Raw genomic sequence first — 17360 nt, 5'->3', positions numbered from 1 at the left:
CGGTAGAAATGTAGATTGCCCCGGACTTGCGCCCGGGGCAATAAATATGAAGTACGCAATAAGGTTAAATCAAATTTCTGAACCTTCCAAACGCTTTTTTCAGGGAGCGGATTTTTGGGGTATTTTTTCTTCTGCCAACCTGAAAAGAACGGTCAGGCCCAGGCCACTTCGCCTTCCGCGGCTACTTCCAGCTCCGCCTTTTTCGTTTCAATTTTTGGCGGCAGCAGCTTGTACATCACCGGCGTCACAAGTCTTGACAGCAATGTTGAGCTGATCAAACCTCCGATTAAAACCAGCGCAAGCGGTGAATAAAGCGCGCTATACTCAATAACAAGTGGCAACAATCCGCCAATCGCAGTTAACGAAGTGAGCAGGATCGGGACGAAACGAATTTCACCGGCCTCAATGATTGCCTCTTCGATGCCTTTGCCCTGCTCGCGGAGCTGATTGGTAAAATCTACCACCAGCAGCGAGTTTTTAACTTCGATGCCTACGAGTGCAATAAATCCGATTGTCGCTGTGAATGAGAGGGTTTCGCCAGTGAAGAATAACATGGCCAGACCTCCTACAATACCTAGCGGGATCACGGATAGTACGATGAGGATGCTTTTGAATGTCTTGAATTCCAGGATCAGCACGCCGAGGAAACCGAAAATAGTGACCAGAATAATAAGCCCCAGTCCGCCGAAACTTTCTTCCTGGCTTTCCTTTTCTCCCGCAACTTTAAATGTCTGGCCTTTTTCAAATTTGAATTTTCCCAGCTTTTGTGTGATCTCGTCGTTGAGACGCTGCACATTGTAATCGGGTTTCACAAATGCCGAAACTGTCACATACCGGTCTTTGTCGTAATGCCGGATCTGGTTAGGCGAACTTTCCAGCTCAATTTTGGCGATATTTTTCAGCGGAATGCTCGCGCCGGTGATTGACGGCACATATAGTTTGTCAAAAACACTATAATCCTGGATCGCGGCATTTCTTGCAACCGAAACATTCACGTCATAATTGTCGGCCTTACCCACATCTTCGCGGTAGGTGGCCACATTCAACCCCGCCGCGCCCAGTCGTACCGTCCGGTCGATGTTGGCGGAGGAGATGCCCAGCGCGCCCGCTTTTTCTTTGTTAATGTTGATACGCAAATCGGTGGGCTGCACTTGCAAAGGGTTGTTGACGTAAATGGTACCCTCGGTTTTGGAGAGCATATCTGCCACACGAAATGCGGTTTTGCGCAAATCTTCCAAATCTTCACCATAAATCCGATAAGCCAGCGGCGCTTCGATCAAAGGTCCCTGCTCGAAATCTTTTACTTTAATTTCTGCACCCGGATAACGTTCCAGTTTCTTACGCAGCCGCTCGATCACCTCCACTTTTTCGCCGGTTTCCAAACCTTCTACCTGCACAAAAATCTCCGCAAAGTTCTCGCTTTCATTGCGTTGGATTACATTGTAATAAACCCGCGGGTTACCTTTTCCAACATTGGTGGAGAAAGAAGTGATCAAAGGTTCTTTTTTCAAAACACCTTCCACGTAGCGGGCTATCTGATTGGTCTTTTTCAGATTTGTACCCTGCGGTGTTTCAATGTCAACCAAAAACATCGGTTTTTCTGATTTGGGAAAAAGGCTGTTCCCAATCAAAGGCACAAGCGCCAGCGAGCCGCCGAAAATCAAAGCTGCGATGGATAACGTGATCACCGGACGTTTTAAAGCTTTGTCCAAAAGGCTTCCGTAAGTGGTATGAATGATCTTTTTCATACCTCTCAACAAAAAGTTACCCTCTTCGCTGGCGTGCGGTTTCAAAATCACGCTCGACAAAAACGGCACGACTGTAAGCGAAACCAGCATCGAAGCCAACACCGTCGTAATTACCGAAAGAGGCAAACTCCGGATAAAATCACCGGCGCCCTCTGGCAGGAAAACCAGCGGAAGAAATGCAAAAACCAGCAAAATGGTACATCCAACCACCGCCAGACCGATCTGCGAGGATGCTTTGATAGCGGCTTCCACTTTTCCGTAACCCATCCGCAGGTAGCGCTCAATGTTCTCCACCACCACAATGCTGTCGTCCACCAGAATTCCCAGCGCGACAATCATCCCCACAATGCTCAGCTGGTTAATGTTGTAACCCAGCAAGTTCATGAGTGTGAGCCCGATCGCCAGGGAAAGCGGGATCGAAATCATCACCACAAGCGACGCCCGGGTACCCAGCGGAAGTAAAGTCAGCAGTACCAATAAGATCGCGATTCCAAAATCCCGGGCGAAATGTGACAAACGTACGTCAACGCTTTTGGCCTGATCGAAAACTTTCACCAGCTGAATGTTCGAAGGAAGCGTTTTTTCAAAAGACGCCACCACCGGATTTACCTGGTCCTGCACCGCGATAATGTTCTCGCCCTCTTTCTGGCTGACATTTACAAAACTGCACCGGAAACCATTCAGGCGGGTAATGTGGGTTTCATCTTCGTAACCCATTTTCACGTCCGCCACGTCTTTCAGGTACACTACTTTTCCGCCGGAAGTGGACACGATCGTGTTCGCCACCTCGTCGAGCGTCCTGAAATTTCCGCTGGTTTTAATGTTCAGCTTTTTGGTCGCCATACTGATACTCCCGCCCGGAATGTTGACATTCTCACTCTGCAAAGCACCAATCACCTGGTCTTGCGTCAGTTTTTGCTGCGCAATTTTTTGCAGGTTTAGGTTCACTTTCACCTGTCTTTCCGGAATACCCGAGTATTCTACTTTTTTCAAAGTTTTAATCTTCTCAAGACGCTCCTTGAAATCCTTCGAATACTTTTTCAGCTGCGCATAAGTGGCATTTTCGCTGATCAAAGCATATTGGTAAATGCTTACGTCAGAAGGTATCTGCTTGTTGATACGGATATCGGCAATGTCGGCAGGCAGCTGCGGGCGCAGACTGTTGATCTCGCGCACCACTTCCTGGTATTTATCGTCCGGATCGGAACTGTATTTGTACTGGATCTGCATCACCGCAAGTCCGTCGCGGATGTCGGTGATGACGTGTTTCATATCGTCCAGCTCATTGATTTTCTTTTCCATCGGGTCCACCACCAGCTGCTCCATATCTTTCGGATTGGTGCCGGGGTAAATGACCACCACGGTAAACTGCGGCGGGTGAATGTCAGGGTCCTCCGACCGCGGCATGGTGAAGAGCGAGTAAATGCCCAGCGCGAGCACACCCAGGAAAACGACCAGCGTAAACTGGTAATTCTTGACGGCGAATTCAGGTAATTTCATGGTTTCCTCAGTTGATTGTTACTGGACTATTTTGATCGCCGAGCCATCGGCCAGGTAAGCCGAACCTTCCCGGATCACCTGCGCGCCGCTGCTCACGCCCGATAGTATAAATGCCTTATCGCCTTGCAGATACGCGATTTTCACCGGCTTCCTTACAGCTTTGCTGTTTTCCGCCAGGAATACAAACGCACTGTCGTTTTCACCTTCGATCAACGCATCGACGGGGATGGAAACCATGTTTGTTTTTTCTGCGGGATAAATGCTCACCTTCGCGAAAAGACCCGTCGCGAGTTTGGCCGCTTTTTTGTCAACCCTTATCTCGGCCTGGTAAAGTCCGGAAGTAGCGTCGCTGCCTTGTGCCAATGTTTTCACACTTCCTGTGAATGTTTCGGGGTAGGCATCGAAGGTAATGTCGGCTTTTTCACCGCCTTTTAATCTTGCCCAATCCTTGTCCGTGAGGCCGCATTTGATCACCCAATCCTGGCTGCCGGTACCACTGATGTACAACACCGCCGTGCCGCCGGATACCTGCTCGCCTGCATTTTGCAGCTTCTTGATCACCACACCGTCGGTCGTAGCGATGATCTTGGATTGCGACATATTGAATTTTACGATATCAAGTTGTTTTTCCGCCAGGTTCAATGCTGTCTGGCTGTTTTCCACTTGTTCCTTGGTCGCGACACTGTCGCGGTAAAGGTTCTGGACGCGCTGGGCGTCGCGTTTTGCTTTCAGGAAATTCTCCTCCGCCTGGCCCACTTGTGCACCGATTTCCGTCGTATTCAATGTCGCCAGCACCTGGCCCCTGCGTACTTTGTCGCCTTCTTTTATCAGGATATCCCGGATAATCCCGCCGACTTTGAAGGATAAATGTGCCTCATTGTCAGAGGATAGCAAGCCCGAAGTTTCCACGGCCTGCGCCTGGCTGAGTGACGAGGAGCTGATGATCTTCACGGGAATCGTATTGTCAGTCGCTTCCGCTTTCTTTTTCTCTTCTTTGCAGCTGGTCATGGCCGCTACAAAAAGGATGGATAATGCAATCTGGGTAGTTTTCATTTCATTTTTCAGTTTGAGAATACATAGCTTGCCTTCGCCCGCTCCAATTCTGCGGAGCGCGTCTGGACATTCAAATAGGAAATACTTTGCTGTAACTGGTCGCCGATCAGACGGTTCTGAGCGTCGAGCAGCTCGATGTAGAGCAACTGACCTTCGCGGTATAATTTCTGCTGGTCCTGATAATATTGTTGTGATAAGGCGGTTTGACTGCGGGCTGCCTGGAAAATCTGCACAGCCGATTTCAATCGATTTGAGGCAGTTTGTGCCTGTAATTGTAACTGTTGCTCCACCTGGCTGATCTGCTCTCCGGTTGCCTGACTTTCCAGTTGCGCCTGTTTGGCTTTGTACTGGGTACGGTTGGAGGCAAAAACCCGCCAATCCAATGTCACGCCGAAGAGATAGTAGCGCGTGTCACCATTGAATTTCACAAATTCTCCCTGCGACCCCAGGTCTATAAACGTCGCCAATCTCGGCATCGCTGCCGCCTTCGCCAGCTGGCCCGACAGGTTGTTGATTTTATAAAGAGATTCCAGTTTCAGCAGCTCCTCTCTCCTACCCGCCGCCGACGAATCAGCTTCCACGATCAGCTGATCGCGTTTTTGCAAATTCACCTTGGTATCCAAAGAATTATTTACGAGAAAATTGAGGTAAGCATTTGCATTTTCCGCCTGGTTTTTCGCATCCTCCCACTTCGCCTGCAAGCCGATCAGCTCATTCTCGGAGCGGCTTACCACGGTGCGTATTGCCTTGTCGTTTTTGACCAATGTTTGGTTAAACCGCACATTCTCCCGCGCCAGCGAAACTGCGCTTTCCAGGATCCGGATTGCCTCATCGGCCTGTAAACAAGCATAATACGCCAGCTTGATTTCCTTCACCAGCTCCCTTTTGTACACATCTACCTCTGCCTGCTGGAAGTTAATCTGCTCCTTTCGAATTTTGGTATTATAGGTGATCTCCGCATTGTAAATCGGCAGCGAGGTACGGAATTTAGCGTCGTAATAATTTCTTGGGTTAAATGTCTGATTCACATTCTCTACCTGCGGAAAAGCAGTCGAGTTGGTGAGTGCATTGAGCGAAGAATACACCGGGTTGAGCAGATCACCGATGGGAATGCTGATCTTCCGGCCGCCCCTGGAATCCAGATACGACGTGCTGAAATTCACTTCGGGCAGAAAGAATGTTTTGGCTTCTTTCAAAGCATACATATTTCTTTCCAGCAATAAACCCTGCTGCTTGATGCCCTGGTTGTTTTTCAATCCCTGAGCAATGTAGTCCTGCAAGGCCTGATCCTGCGCAACAGCCTCATAGCCAAAGCCAATCAAAACCGTTGAAAAACATATCAGCCTCAAAATCCGGCTAAACATACCATTTATCATAAATATTGTTTATTTAGTGAACACTGTTTATTAATAGTCAAAATTTTTTAAGCCCTCAGATTTTCCACGTAATTTTCGACCGCGACATCCAGCATCTGCTTGATCTGAGAATCTTCCATCGGGACAATACACATTCTTTCACGGATATACAGCGATACCAGTCCATGCACAAATGACCAGGTAGAAATAGAGAGCAGCATTTTATCCACCGGCTTCACAAGCTTTTTATCCAAACATTCGCCGATGGTATCGATCAGATATCCAAACGCACATTCGCCTGATTTCCACTGCTCTTCGCTTTTGATCTGCGACAGCGGGGCACGCATAATGAACATTAAGTCGTAATAATCCGGATTGTCGAATGCAAACTGCATGTAAGTTTTCCCGATCGCGTGCAGCCGCTCAATTGGATTTTCAATGCTCTGGTTTTTGCGTAAAAGTCCATCCAGGATTACGAAAGCGTTTTCGTGGATGACGTAGAAGATTTCGTCTTTGTCTTTGAAATAAAGATAAATCGTGGCGGGACTGTACTCAATATCATCGGCAATGTTACGGATAGACGTCTTATCGTAACCGTGCTTCAGAAACAGCTGGGTAGCCGATTCAATGATCAGGTTTCTCATATCCTGCTTTTCCCGCTCTTTCCGTTCCTTGATCGCCATAGCATTTATTGAAGTACGTTGTAAATATAATAAACAGTGTTTAGTAAAAACAAATTACCCTGTGATTTTAAGCAAAATATTTTTTTATAATTATTGATTAAAAACAAAAAACCCGCGCTGGTTACTCCTGGCGCGGGCTTCTTAATGGCTTATCGTCCGGACGGTGCGGGCATGGAAGCCAGCTTCTGTTCGTCTTCACTGATCTTGCTTCTGAGGTTATCAATGTCTTTTCTCAGCTTTTCAAGATTATCTGCAGCGCGTCTCGCTTTTTTCGCATCGCGGTGTGCTGATCCCGCGCTTTTACTGGCGCGCTTAGCTAGTTTCCTGCTTTGTGCGTCGTCTCCCAGCTTATCAGCGGCTTCGCGGTTATCGTCTGCCGATTTTTGTGCTTGCTCTGCCGTTTTCGCCGCTTCTTCTGTTGCGCCCGGAAGTTCATTTTCCAGTTTGGCCAGTTCCAGCTTGCGGTCGTTTAGTCTTTTACTCAGCTCCAAAGCCTGTTTCTGATCCTTTAACATACTGATAGAATCTTTGGAAACAACTTGTGCCGACAATGAGAAGGTAATTAGCAGGAAAGCGAATGTTCCTGCCAGTGCTTTGATTTTCATATTCATTTTCATTTAAAATGTCGTATCAGGGAGTGAAATGCAAAAACCATGCCGCCCAGAAATTGCATGTAACTGGAATTATCGTTCCGGTATCTCGGTTGTCTAAAAGTGCCCTGGCGGCGCCTACTCACGACTCAAATAGTAAAATACGTTGAAAAAATATCTCCACCGAATGTTGGCGGGCGTGGCTATTTTCTGCTCTTCCTGCGACTCTCTGATCCTTTACAATCCCAACGAAGTCATTTTTGATAAAGACGAGCGTAACCTGAATGCGAAAAATATCGAGCGCATCCAGCAGATACCCATCACCGATACGCTCCAATTTATCCTCATGGGCGATACCCAACGCTGGTACGACGAGTCGGCGGACTTCGTCAAAAGCGCTAACAATCAAAAAGATGTCGCATTCGTGATCCATGCCGGCGACATTTCAGATTTCGGTATCGGTCAGGAATTGAAGTGGGTAAACGACATTATGAAGAAGCTGAAATACCCGTATGTGACGGTGATCGGCAACCATGACATTGTGGCAAATGGCCCGGCGAACTACCGGAAAATGTACGGCCCGATGAATTATTCTTTTGAGTACGGCAACAACAAGTTTGTTTTCATCAACACCAATTCCCGTGAATATGCCTTCGACGGCTCGGTACCCGACATTGCATGGCTAAAATCACAGCTGGCCGATAACCCTTCCAACAAAAACATCATTGTAATCGGCCACGTGCCGCCTTATGACGGTGATTTTGATAAAAACCTGGAAAAAGATTTTGCTGACCTGCTGGGTTCAAACCCGAATGTGAATATGAGCCTTTACGGCCACAAGCACAGTTTCAACGACGGCGAGTTTTACAATGATGGCGTACATTACTTCGTCACCACGAATGTGGGTGCGCGGGGTTATATGATGGTGAAAGTATGGAAAGGCGGGTATAAGGTTGACAGAATTGAATTTTAACATGGCACATCGATTTTTACTGATTATCGCCCTCGGCATATCCCTCAATGCATTCGGGCAACGGGAAGAAGTTTTTCAAAAAAGCAAAAAGTGGTACCTGCCCGATCACATGAAGCTGCAATTTGCAGGAGGCGTCGGTTTCCTATCGGGCGGACCGGGTTATTCTTCGCGAAACAAAACATTGGAGACGGATATACTTTTCGGTTTTTTACCGCAAAAATTTGGCGGCGACGCGCTGGTGACGATCACGGGAAAAACCACCTACTCGCCCTGGCGTATACCCGTCCGGAACGAACATTACATTGTCCCGGCCTCCATCGGTTTTTACCTGAGCTACACCTTCGGGCCGCAGTTTGATTCGAAATGGCCGAGCTACTATCCCAAAGGCTATTACTGGTGGGCGACCTCTTTCCGGCCAGGCGCTTACATTGGCGGGAAAGTCGGAAAGAATTTTATTTATAAAGAGAGAAAACGCGGCATAGAAGCCTATTACGAACTCGGAACATACGATTTGCTGCTCGTGAGCTACGCGCAAAACCGGGGCTACCTGCACCTCCGCGACATTGTGAACCTGGCGATCGGCATTAAATACGGGTTCTAAACTACACCTGGGCGGTTTTGGAAGAAATGCTGCGGATAATGTTGTCCAGATCGTTGGCCGACGTCAGAATGTGGTCAAGGAGCTGATTGATTTCTTCGGCTGAATTTTCGTAATTCTGGATCAGGTCTACAAGCCCCATCAGCCTGGCGAGCGGCGCGCGGATAACGTGTGATTGAAGCCAGGCAATGTCCTGTAATTTCTGGTTGCGCTCCTCGATTTCGCTCACGTACCGCATGCGCTCGGTCACGTCGCGCACCACGCCGATGATCCGCACAGGTTTGCCGCCGCGGTTTCGGCGAATGTATCCGGTATCCTCCACATACGCATAGGTACCATCGGCCTTTTTGAAGCGGAACTCAGCATTCCATTTCGTCTGGTCACGGTTTTCCAGCTGTCGGTACAAATCTTCCCGGATGCGGTCCTTGTCGGCGGGGTGAATGTGTCGCGACCATTGCTCGATCGGATATTGTTCTTCACTGACATCAAATCCAAAGAGTTTACGGAAACCGTCGCCCCAGTGAATGTGGTCGCGCACCAGGTCCCAGTCGTAGATCGCATCATTGGCCGCTTTGTTGAGCAGCTCGTAGCGTTCGTTGCTTCGTTTGAGCGCGTCCGCGGCCTTTTTCCGTTCCGATATATCGATCCCGATACACTGGATTTCCACCGGTTTTCCCTGCGGATCGGTGAGCGCAATAAAATGCCAGTAAGCGGTTTGCTGATCCTCATCCTCACTGATATGGTCGATTTCCAGCGGACATACCACCCCCGGATTTTTCATGCAATCGGCCACGGTTTCAATCACTTTTTTCTTATCGTACTGCTTGACGATCTGCATACAGTTGACGCCAAGGAAGTTTTTGTGGTCATAAAACCAGGCGAAATCCTGCTCGAATTTGGAGTTATAGTACGTGTAGTTTCCAAAAATGTCGGTCCGGATCACATAGTTGGTCTGCGCGTCCACCAGGCTCCGCAGCCGCGACTCGCTCGCCAGCAATTCCAGCCGGGTCTGCTCCGAAACTTCTGCGATCCGCCAGTTTTCCAATATCAGTTTTAAAATCGCCCCCGCGCGGTCTATTACTTTGATCTCTTCCTCCGCCGGATACCGGATCTGGTCGTAATACACGGCAAATGTGGCAATTACCGTCTGATCCATCATAATGATCGGGTGCGACCAGCAGGCGCGCAGGCCATGTTCCAGCGCCACTTCGCGATACTTAGTCCAGCGCGGATCGATAGCGATATCACTGGCCACGATGCGTTCTTTCAGGAAAGCAGCCGCCCCGCAGGAACCCACTTGCGGCCCGATTTCCACATTTTCAATGGAGTTAAGATAAGAGACCGGAAGCGATGGTGCTGCCCAGTTATGCAGGTGGTTATTCCGCACGGAAAGGATCGCGCAGCGCATTTTTGGAAAAATAAACTCTATGCCGGAAAGGTAATCCGTCAGGATCACGTCGATGGATTTGGCATTCGAAATGTTGCGCTCCAAAATCTTCTTTTCCAGCCGCTCCATTTTTTCGAGCCGCTTGGACTCAATGTTTGCGCTGCTATCGTGCAGCACACATTCTGCAATCTCCGTCACGTCGGTCAGTGACCGTGCGATGAATGCCACAGCGCCGTCCTTATCGAGAACCGGTGTGTTGGTGATCACAAAATATCCGTCTCGGACGGCCGGGCGTGCGTAGCGTGAAACAGGGGTCTTATTGGGCTGTCGCTCTTCCAGCACCCTGTCGAGCAGCGAGATCCAAACCTCCTTTCGGGTCGGCGGAAGATCCGGGAAGGCTTCAAAGAACCCGGTTCCTATCAGCGCATCCCTCGATTTTTGGGTTAGGGATAGGTACGCGGCATTCACTTCCGTTATGGTAAATCTGGGCTTGTCAGCCGCCAATACGATACTCGGAGACGGCAAAGCCTCGAATACTTCACTGATATTTTCGTTCGTCATGCCACTAACCGATCTACACGCTGGGTGTATTTAAACATTTAAGTAAATACTAACTGTTGGTTATAAACGTCGACGACCTGCATAGGAATTACCCGCAAGATGCTGTCAATTTAATTATATTTTTTATCAGAATGTTTAAAGCCACTAAATGATTTAATTTATTCGACAAGAATGTATCCACTGGCGACATTACAATATAGAAACTTATCCGATCCTCCGCGTGACAAAGGCAGGAATTTGCTATATTTCAAATCTGATTTTACCTGTCTTGCCTAAATATATTTAGAGAAAAGGCATCGCAAACAGCTACTTCCATGAAAATTTTCCTGCTTCCTTCCCTTTTTATTTCTTTTCTGCTGGGGATTTCCGCATTTTATTTTAATACTAAAAACACCGTGGCTCCTGCGAAAACGGTGAGAGATATCGCCGTGTGCGGACCATTTTATGACGCGGAGATACGACCGGCGGCTGACGGAAAGTTCGTGGTGGCGCTACCTGGCTGGGGACGTTACAGTTATCCGGTTTCGACCAAAGAGGACAGCTCACAATTTTATTTCGATCAGGGGTTGAATATGTATTACAGCTATCATTTCAAGGAAGCGGTGGCGTCTTTCAAAGAATCCGCGCGGATTGATCCGAAAAATGCGATGGCTTACTGGGGTCAGGCGCTGGCGATGGGGCCTTACTACAATGCGGCGCACAGCTATAAAAAACCGGAAGAGCTGGCAGGCGTCCTGACAAGCATGAATGCGCTTGCTACCAGTGCGTCACCAAAAGAAAAGGCATTGATCGACGCCATGAACAGCCGATACTCGGACGACGCCTCGGATGCACAGCGGGCCGCGTTGAATCAGGCTTACGCACAAAAACTGAGATCCCTGATCGACACTTACCCTGATGACGCCGACATGAAAGTGCTGTACATCGATGCCAATATGCTGATGCACGCCTGGGATTTCTGGAATAAAGACGGCAGCGAAAAAGCCTGGACGCCAGAGCTGGTCACTATCTGCCAGCAAGTTTTGAAAACCAATCCAAAACATCCTGCGGCATTGCATTACTACATTCACCTCACCGAGGCTTCCCTGCATCCGGAAGTGGCCTTGGGCAGCGCTGAAACTTTGCGTGACCTGCTGCCGGGCGTGGCGCACATGGTACACATGTCGAGCCACGAGTACGAACGTAACGGGTTGTATGTGAAGGGTGTAGAGGTCAATAACCTGGCGGATGACAATTTGAAATATTACGATTTACTGGCTAAAAACCTTGCGCTGAGTAAACAGTCTCCGCATTATTTCGCGGTGCAAACTTACTGTGCGCTCTCGGCCGGCATGTACAAAGATGCCGTCAAATACGCCCTCCGCTGCCGGAAAAGCGTATCCCCTACTGCCGAATCGACTTATGATCAATACCTTTATATGTTGCCCGAAATGGCGATGGTACGTCATGGAAAGTGGCAGGAAATCCTGGCGGATACGGCCATGCCGGATGGAAAATGGTCCTACGCGAATGTCCTTTCAGATTTTGCAAAAGGCCTGGCATTTGTCAATACCGATCAGCTTGATTCGGCTGCGGCGCGTCTTAGAAGCTTAAATATCAGCATGAAAGACCCGGCGCTGACCAAACGTCGGATACCATTTAACTCCCCGATCCAAATTGCCAACATTGCGCAAAAAATCCTGAAAGGAGCAATATTTTACGCACAAAAACTGCCTGGAAAGGCCATCGCCAATTTTCAGGAGGCCGCCGCATTGGAAGACAAGCTGATCTACACCGAACCAAAAGACTGGCCGATCCCCTCGCGCCAGTTCCTTGGTGCATATTTGCTAAAAGATGGGAAATCCGCGCTGGCAGAAGCCATTTATCGCAAAGATCTGACCTACAATCCCGGCAACGGCTGGTCGCTGGTGGGTTTGTATAAAAGTCTGGCTGCGCAGAAGAAAACCAAAGAGCTGGCCCGGTATAAAACCAAGTACCAGCAATCTTTTGCGAAAGCGGACGAGCTACCGACTGCGTCGGTGCAGATCAGGTAAAATGCTGATCGGATACTTGTTGAATACGCATTTCAGGTAAGACTTCCCTATCTTTGTCCCCTTCAATCCAGGAAATCCCTTTATGTGAGATATAATTTCTTTTAGGAAAATGTTCAGGGCTGCACTTTGCTTGCTGCCCGATTATTCACTTTCACTACTTGGAAATTATGCTTATTCTGCAAGATGTCGCGTATGCGCATCCCAATAAAGATCTGTTATTCACAGACATATCCCTTACTGTTAATCGTCACGAAAAAATTGCGCTGATCGGGAATAACGGTTCGGGAAAATCTACTTTGTTACAAATTTTGGCTGGCACGCTGCAACCTTCGCAGGGAATTGTGCGGACGGAGTCTGCGCCTTATTTTGTTCCGCAACTACTAGGTCAATACGATACCGGGAGCATAGCGGCGGCTCTGGGCGTGGAAGAAAACCTGCTGGCTTTGCGGGAAATTTTGGCAGGTAATGTTACCGAAGAAAATCTTTCTTTGCTCAATGATGACTGGGGCATTGAAGAACGCTGCGCAGAAGCGCTAGCTTACTGGCAGCTGGATGGATTAAACTTAATGCAAACATTCGGCTCGCTGAGCGGAGGGCAAAAAACAAAAATTTTCCTGGCCGGTATCCTGATCCACAAACCGGAAATTGTCTTCCTTGACGAACCTAGCAACCACCTGGACGATGCGAGCCGGCGCATTTTATATCAATACATTCAAACTACAACGGATACCCTGCTGATTGTCAGCCACGACCGGACATTGCTGAATCTGCTCGATTCGGTTTATGAACTCAGTAAACGCGGCATCCGGATTTATGGTGGCAACTATGATTTTTATGCTGCCCAGAAACAAGTGGAAAGCGAAGCACTGGCGAACGATTTGAGAAACAAGGAAAAAGCACTTCGGAAGGCAAAAGAAATAGAGCGCGAATCCATCGAGCGGCAACAAAAACTGGACGCTCGCGGTCGGAGAAAGCAGGAAAAAGCTGGCATCCCGACCATTATGCTCAATACATTAAGGAACAAAGCCGAGCGAAGTACGGCCAATATGAAGGAAGTGCATGCGGAAAAAGTGGGGGCTATCTCGCAGGAAATGAGCCAGCTACGCCAGGAACTGCCGGATACAGATAGAATGAAAATGGATTTTGACCATTCCAGGCTGCACAAAGGTAAAATCCTGGTCACGGCGACGGATGTGAATTTTGGTTATGGCGAGCAAATGTTGTGGGAAAACCCGCTCAGCTTTCAGCTAACCAGCGGCCAGCGACTGGCTGTAAAAGGCCCCAATGGTTCAGGAAAAACAACCTTAATCAGACTGATATTGGGCGAAATCCAGCCGCAAACCGGCAGCATCGAGCGCGCAGAAGTCCGTAGTATTTATATGGACCAGAATTATTCGTTGATCGACGGAACACTGACGGTTTACGAGCAGGCGCAAAAATTCAACTCCCGCGACTTACAGGAGCATGATATCAAAATCCGCCTCAACCGGTATTTGTTTACCAAAGCATTTTGGGATAAACCCTGCTCTACATTGAGCGGAGGTGAAAAAATGCGGCTGATGCTTTGTTCCCTCGCCATCGGCAACCAGGCGCCCGACCTCATCATTCTCGACGAGCCGACCAACAATCTCGACATTCAGAACATTGAAATCCTGACGGCGGCGATCAACGAATACCGGGGAACATTGCTTGTCATTTCGCATGATTCCTATTTTTTGAAAGAAATCAATGTGGAAGAATCGCTGGTTTTGTAATTTTCGCCCCGGGAAAACTCTGCCCCTCAAAACTTAACTTAATTACGCAATGAATCGCAACCGCTTTATAAAGAATACAGCGCTACTCAGTACGGGTTTGATGATGTCAAAAATACCTTCATTTGCCCAGGCAGCCAATTTTCCGGTTGTTCGGGTTCCGGCTGCCAAGCGCAACTTCACCAGCAAAGTCATCGAAGATGCCATCGTTGAATTCCAGGGTGCCGTGAAAGACAAGGAACTCGGCTGGCTTTTTAACAACTGCTTTCCCAATACGCTCGACACCACGGTTACCCATAAAGCCGACGGCGCACGGCCGGATACCTACGTTATTACCGGCGATATCGACGCCATGTGGCTGCGTGACAGTACCGCGCAGGTTTGGCCTTATCTGCATTTTATTAAAAAAGATAGATCATTGCAGCAGCTCATCGCTGGGGTGATCAACCGCCAGTCGGCCTGCATTATCAAAGATCCTTATGCCAATGCTTTTTACGACGATCCGAACAAGCAGGGCGAGTGGAAAGACGATGTAACGGATATGAAACCGGGACTGCATGAGCGCAAATGGGAGATCGATTCGCTTTGTTATCCGATCCGCCTGGCACACAAATACTGGCAGTTGACCGGCGATACGGCGCCTTTTGATGCAAAATGGAAGGAAGCGGTGATGCTGACATTGAAAACATTCAAAGAGCAGCAGCGCAAAAACGGCGACGGGCCTTATCATTTTCAGCGTAAAACTTCCTGGGCAACAGACGGCGTGCCGATGAACGGTTACGGCTATCCGGTGAAGCCCGTGGGATTGATCTGCTCCTCATTCCGCCCGAGCGATGATGCCACGATTTATTCTTTCCTGGTACCTTCCAACTTCTTCGCCGTGACCAGTTTGAGACAGGCGGCGACGATGTTTGAAAAGATCCTGAATGACAAAGCCGGTGCCGCTGAACTGACTGCATTGGCGAATGAAGTCGACAAAGCATTGAAACAATATGCGGTGATCGATCACCCGCAATATGGCAAGATCTACGCTTATGAAGTGAACGGTTTCGGGAGCTACAACCTGATGGACGATGCCAATGTGCCGAGCCTGCTGGGAATGCCTTACCTGGACGCGATGCCAGTCTCCGATCCGGTTTACCAAAACACCCGGAAAATGTTACTTTCACCCAATAACCCCTTCTTTTTCAAGGGGAAAGCAGGTGAAGGAATCGGTGGGCCACACGCGGGGATCGACATGATCTGGCCGCTGGGTATCATCATCCGCGGACTAACCAGCAAGGACGACGCCGAGATCAAATTCTGCGTCCAGTTATTGAAAAAGAACCACGCAGGTACGGGCTTTATGCACGAATCTTTCCATAAAGACGATGCTACGAAGTTCACGCGCTCCTGGTTTGCGTGGGCAAATACTTTGTTCGGGGAGTTTTTGTGGGAGACTTATAAGAATAAGCCGGCGCTGCTTGCCTAGTTTTATGCCACGAATACACCGCAGCGGTGTATTCGTGGCATAAAAAACTACTTACCCACCCGCTGCAAATCCAAATCATGGAAATCGAAGCTGAAATCAATGTTGGGTGAGATACCTTTCATTTTGATACTCTGCGCTTTGCCGTTTTCATCCAGGACGAAGCTGGCGAATGCGTCGCAGTCCATATCCTGGTACTCCCATTTTATGGCAAAGGTATTTGCTTTGTAAAAATGCATCGGGCCGTTCAATCTTTTGGAACGGTAACATTTAAACCATAGCTGGTCTCCTTTTAAAAAAACCTCCACTTTCCCAAACCATTTGTCTTCGTAAACACCCACATAATCATTCGCTTTCACCGGCGTATTCTTCGCGGCGGCCACAGTTTGCCATACTTTCGTTGTTACCGAGTCGCCATAGGATCTTCCTGCCTGCAAATTCTTGCTGATCCTGCTGATCCAGTCCACCTTATCCGTTTTATCAATCCCTAAATAACTATCCACGAGCGTCCGGCTCAGTGCACTGAACAAACCAGCGCCGCCTGCTTCGGTATTGGTCAAAATCATAATTCCTAACTTCTGATCCGGGATTAGTACGACAGTTGAAAGCATTCCGGGCAGGCCGCCGGTGTGGCTTGCTCGAAGATTTCCCTTGATATCGGCCAGGTCCCAACCCAGCCCATAACCGGCGAAATGTGAGTTGTAGCGTGGATCGCGGTTCACGCCGGTGACGGTATGGATCGTCCACATTTCCCGCTGCCGCGCTTCTGTAAAAAGCTGCTTTTCCAGATTTGGTCCATATTTTCCCTTGTTCAGTTGCGTGATCATCCATTTCGACATATCATCCGCATTGGATAAAATACCACCTGCCGCGCCGCTGATCGCCTCGATAAATAGATCGATTTTCCGGATCTTGTTGGTTTCCGAGTTTTCAGTTGAATGCGGCATCGCGAGGTTGATCTTGTCCGTCACTTCGGCCACGGAAGTATAGGTATGGTCCATCCCCAGTGGTTCGATGATCCGCGAATGCACAAACTTTTCCCACGACATCCCGGTGACCCGCGCAATCACTTCCCCGGCCACGAAATAGAGCTGGTTATCATAGTCAAACTGCGTGCGGAATGCAGAAACCGGCTTGAAGTACTGGAAGCTCGAAAGCACATCCTTGATCGTGAAATCGGTACCATCCGGAAAAAACATCAGGTCTCCCGCGCCCAAGCCCAGTCCCGAGCGGTGACAGAGCAGATCTTCGACCAGGAAATTCTCCGTCACATACTCATTGTACATTTTGAATTCAGGGATGTGCTTTTTCACCTTATCCTTCCAGGAAATTTTGCCCTCATCCACCAAAATAGCCAGCGCGGCGGTCGTGAATGCTTTGGAATTGGAGGCGATCTGAAAGTTGGTACGGTCGTCGACGGGTTGTTTTGTTTCAACCGATCTCACCCCGTAACCCTTTTTATGCACCACTTTTCCATCCTTCACAATCGCCACGGAAGCTCCGGCAACCTGGAATTTTACCAGCGCATCCTGTACCAGTGCGTCGACTTCGTTTGACGAAATCTGCGCAGATAAGTCGAAGCTAATCAGCAGTTTAAAGCAAAAAAAGAGCAGCGGAAAGCGTAAAGTTTTTTTCATAACAAAGAATTTTAAAATACTAA

12 protein-coding genes are annotated in these 17360 nt (G+C 48.6%); 5 read left to right on the top strand and 7 right to left on the bottom strand.

Features of this window, described 5'->3' with window-relative positions; translation table 11 throughout:
* Positions 1 to 152: 152 nt before the first annotated feature.
* From FEN17_RS04805 to FEN17_RS04785, 5 genes are all read right to left on the bottom strand, one after another.
* Entirely contained in the window at positions 153 to 3248 is a 3096-nt protein-coding gene (locus tag FEN17_RS04805; protein WP_138364144.1) for an efflux RND transporter permease subunit, read from the bottom strand.
* 18 nt (positions 3249 to 3266) lie between these two features.
* Positions 3267 to 4301 carry an efflux RND transporter periplasmic adaptor subunit gene (locus tag FEN17_RS04800; protein ID WP_138364143.1) on the bottom strand — a complete coding sequence of 345 codons (1035 nt, stop codon included), beginning with the start codon at positions 4299 to 4301 and terminating at the stop codon, positions 3267 to 3269.
* A gap of 8 nt (positions 4302 to 4309) precedes the next feature.
* On the bottom strand, positions 4310 to 5677 hold the full coding sequence (locus FEN17_RS04795; RefSeq protein ID WP_229208694.1) for a TolC family protein: 1368 nt from the start codon (positions 5675 to 5677) through the stop codon (positions 4310 to 4312).
* Positions 5678 to 5724: 47 nt separating this feature from the next.
* Positions 5725 to 6339 (bottom strand): TetR/AcrR family transcriptional regulator, encoded by a 615-nt coding sequence (locus FEN17_RS04790; RefSeq protein WP_138364142.1) that lies wholly within the window; start codon positions 6337 to 6339, stop codon positions 5725 to 5727.
* A 149-nt stretch (positions 6340 to 6488) separates the two neighbouring features.
* Entirely contained in the window at positions 6489 to 6944 is a 456-nt protein-coding gene (locus FEN17_RS04785; RefSeq protein WP_229208693.1) for a hypothetical protein, read from the bottom strand.
* Positions 6945 to 7095: 151 nt separating this feature from the next.
* On the opposite strand from FEN17_RS04785, the gene FEN17_RS04780 reads away from it, so the two are divergent.
* Together FEN17_RS04780 and FEN17_RS04775 are read left to right on the top strand one after the other, a co-directional pair.
* On the top strand, positions 7096 to 7902 hold the full coding sequence (locus tag FEN17_RS04780) for a metallophosphoesterase family protein (protein ID WP_229208692.1): 807 nt from the start codon (positions 7096 to 7098) through the stop codon (positions 7900 to 7902).
* Between the two features lies 1 nt (position 7903).
* Positions 7904 to 8503: a hypothetical protein gene (locus FEN17_RS04775; protein ID WP_205748100.1), complete on the top strand. Its 600-nt coding sequence runs from the start codon at positions 7904 to 7906 to the stop codon at positions 8501 to 8503.
* A gap of 1 nt (position 8504) precedes the next feature.
* Here the strand turns inward: FEN17_RS04775 and FEN17_RS04770 are convergent, their stop codons facing one another.
* Positions 8505 to 10448, bottom strand: a complete 1944-nt coding sequence (locus FEN17_RS04770; protein ID WP_138364140.1) for a PAS domain-containing protein — start codon at positions 10446 to 10448, stop codon at positions 8505 to 8507.
* A 314-nt stretch (positions 10449 to 10762) separates the two neighbouring features.
* Between FEN17_RS04770 and FEN17_RS04765 the strand changes: the two genes are divergently transcribed.
* From FEN17_RS04765 to FEN17_RS04755, 3 genes are all read left to right on the top strand, one after another.
* Entirely contained in the window at positions 10763 to 12481 is a 1719-nt protein-coding gene (locus FEN17_RS04765) for a tetratricopeptide repeat protein (RefSeq protein ID WP_138364139.1), read from the top strand.
* Positions 12482 to 12648: 167 nt separating this feature from the next.
* On the top strand, positions 12649 to 14235 hold the full coding sequence (gene abc-f, locus FEN17_RS04760) for a ribosomal protection-like ABC-F family protein (RefSeq protein WP_138364138.1): 1587 nt from the start codon (positions 12649 to 12651) through the stop codon (positions 14233 to 14235).
* Positions 14236 to 14284: 49 nt separating this feature from the next.
* Positions 14285 to 15703, top strand: coding sequence for a glycoside hydrolase family 125 protein (locus FEN17_RS04755; RefSeq protein WP_138364137.1), 1419 nt, complete (start codon positions 14285 to 14287; stop codon positions 15701 to 15703).
* A gap of 47 nt (positions 15704 to 15750) precedes the next feature.
* On the opposite strand, the gene FEN17_RS04750 is transcribed toward FEN17_RS04755, so the two are convergent.
* Positions 15751 to 17337: a serine hydrolase gene (locus FEN17_RS04750; protein WP_138364136.1), complete on the bottom strand. Its 1587-nt coding sequence runs from the start codon at positions 17335 to 17337 to the stop codon at positions 15751 to 15753.
* Positions 17338 to 17360: the final 23 nt, after the last annotated feature.

The organism is Dyadobacter luticola (assembly GCF_005860805.1).
GTDB classification, from domain to species: domain Bacteria; phylum Bacteroidota; class Bacteroidia; order Cytophagales; family Spirosomataceae; genus Dyadobacter; species Dyadobacter luticola.
The sequence above is the reverse complement of the archived record's forward strand: the minus strand, read 5'-3'. Positions and strand labels throughout refer to the sequence as shown.

Coding starts and splice junctions, on each gene's coding strand:
- FEN17_RS04805 (WP_138364144.1), bottom strand. CDS start 3,248: ATGAAATTACCTGAATTCGCCGTCAAGAATTACCAGTTTACGCTGGTC.
- FEN17_RS04800 (WP_138364143.1), bottom strand. CDS start 4,301: ATGAAAACTACCCAGATTGCATTATCCATCCTTTTTGTAGCGGCCATG.
- FEN17_RS04795 (WP_229208694.1), bottom strand. CDS start 5,677: ATGATAAATGGTATGTTTAGCCGGATTTTGAGGCTGATATGTTTTTCA.
- FEN17_RS04790 (WP_138364142.1), bottom strand. CDS start 6,339: ATGGCGATCAAGGAACGGAAAGAGCGGGAAAAGCAGGATATGAGAAAC.
- FEN17_RS04785 (WP_229208693.1), bottom strand. CDS start 6,944: ATGAAAATCAAAGCACTGGCAGGAACATTCGCTTTCCTGCTAATTACC.
- FEN17_RS04775 (WP_205748100.1), top strand. CDS start 7,904: ATGGCACATCGATTTTTACTGATTATCGCCCTCGGCATATCCCTCAAT.
- FEN17_RS04770 (WP_138364140.1), bottom strand. CDS start 10,448: ATGACGAACGAAAATATCAGTGAAGTATTCGAGGCTTTGCCGTCTCCG.
- FEN17_RS04765 (WP_138364139.1), top strand. CDS start 10,763: ATGAAAATTTTCCTGCTTCCTTCCCTTTTTATTTCTTTTCTGCTGGGG.
- abc-f (WP_138364138.1), top strand. CDS start 12,649: ATGCTTATTCTGCAAGATGTCGCGTATGCGCATCCCAATAAAGATCTG.
- FEN17_RS04755 (WP_138364137.1), top strand. CDS start 14,285: ATGAATCGCAACCGCTTTATAAAGAATACAGCGCTACTCAGTACGGGT.
- FEN17_RS04750 (WP_138364136.1), bottom strand. CDS start 17,337: ATGAAAAAAACTTTACGCTTTCCGCTGCTCTTTTTTTGCTTTAAACTG.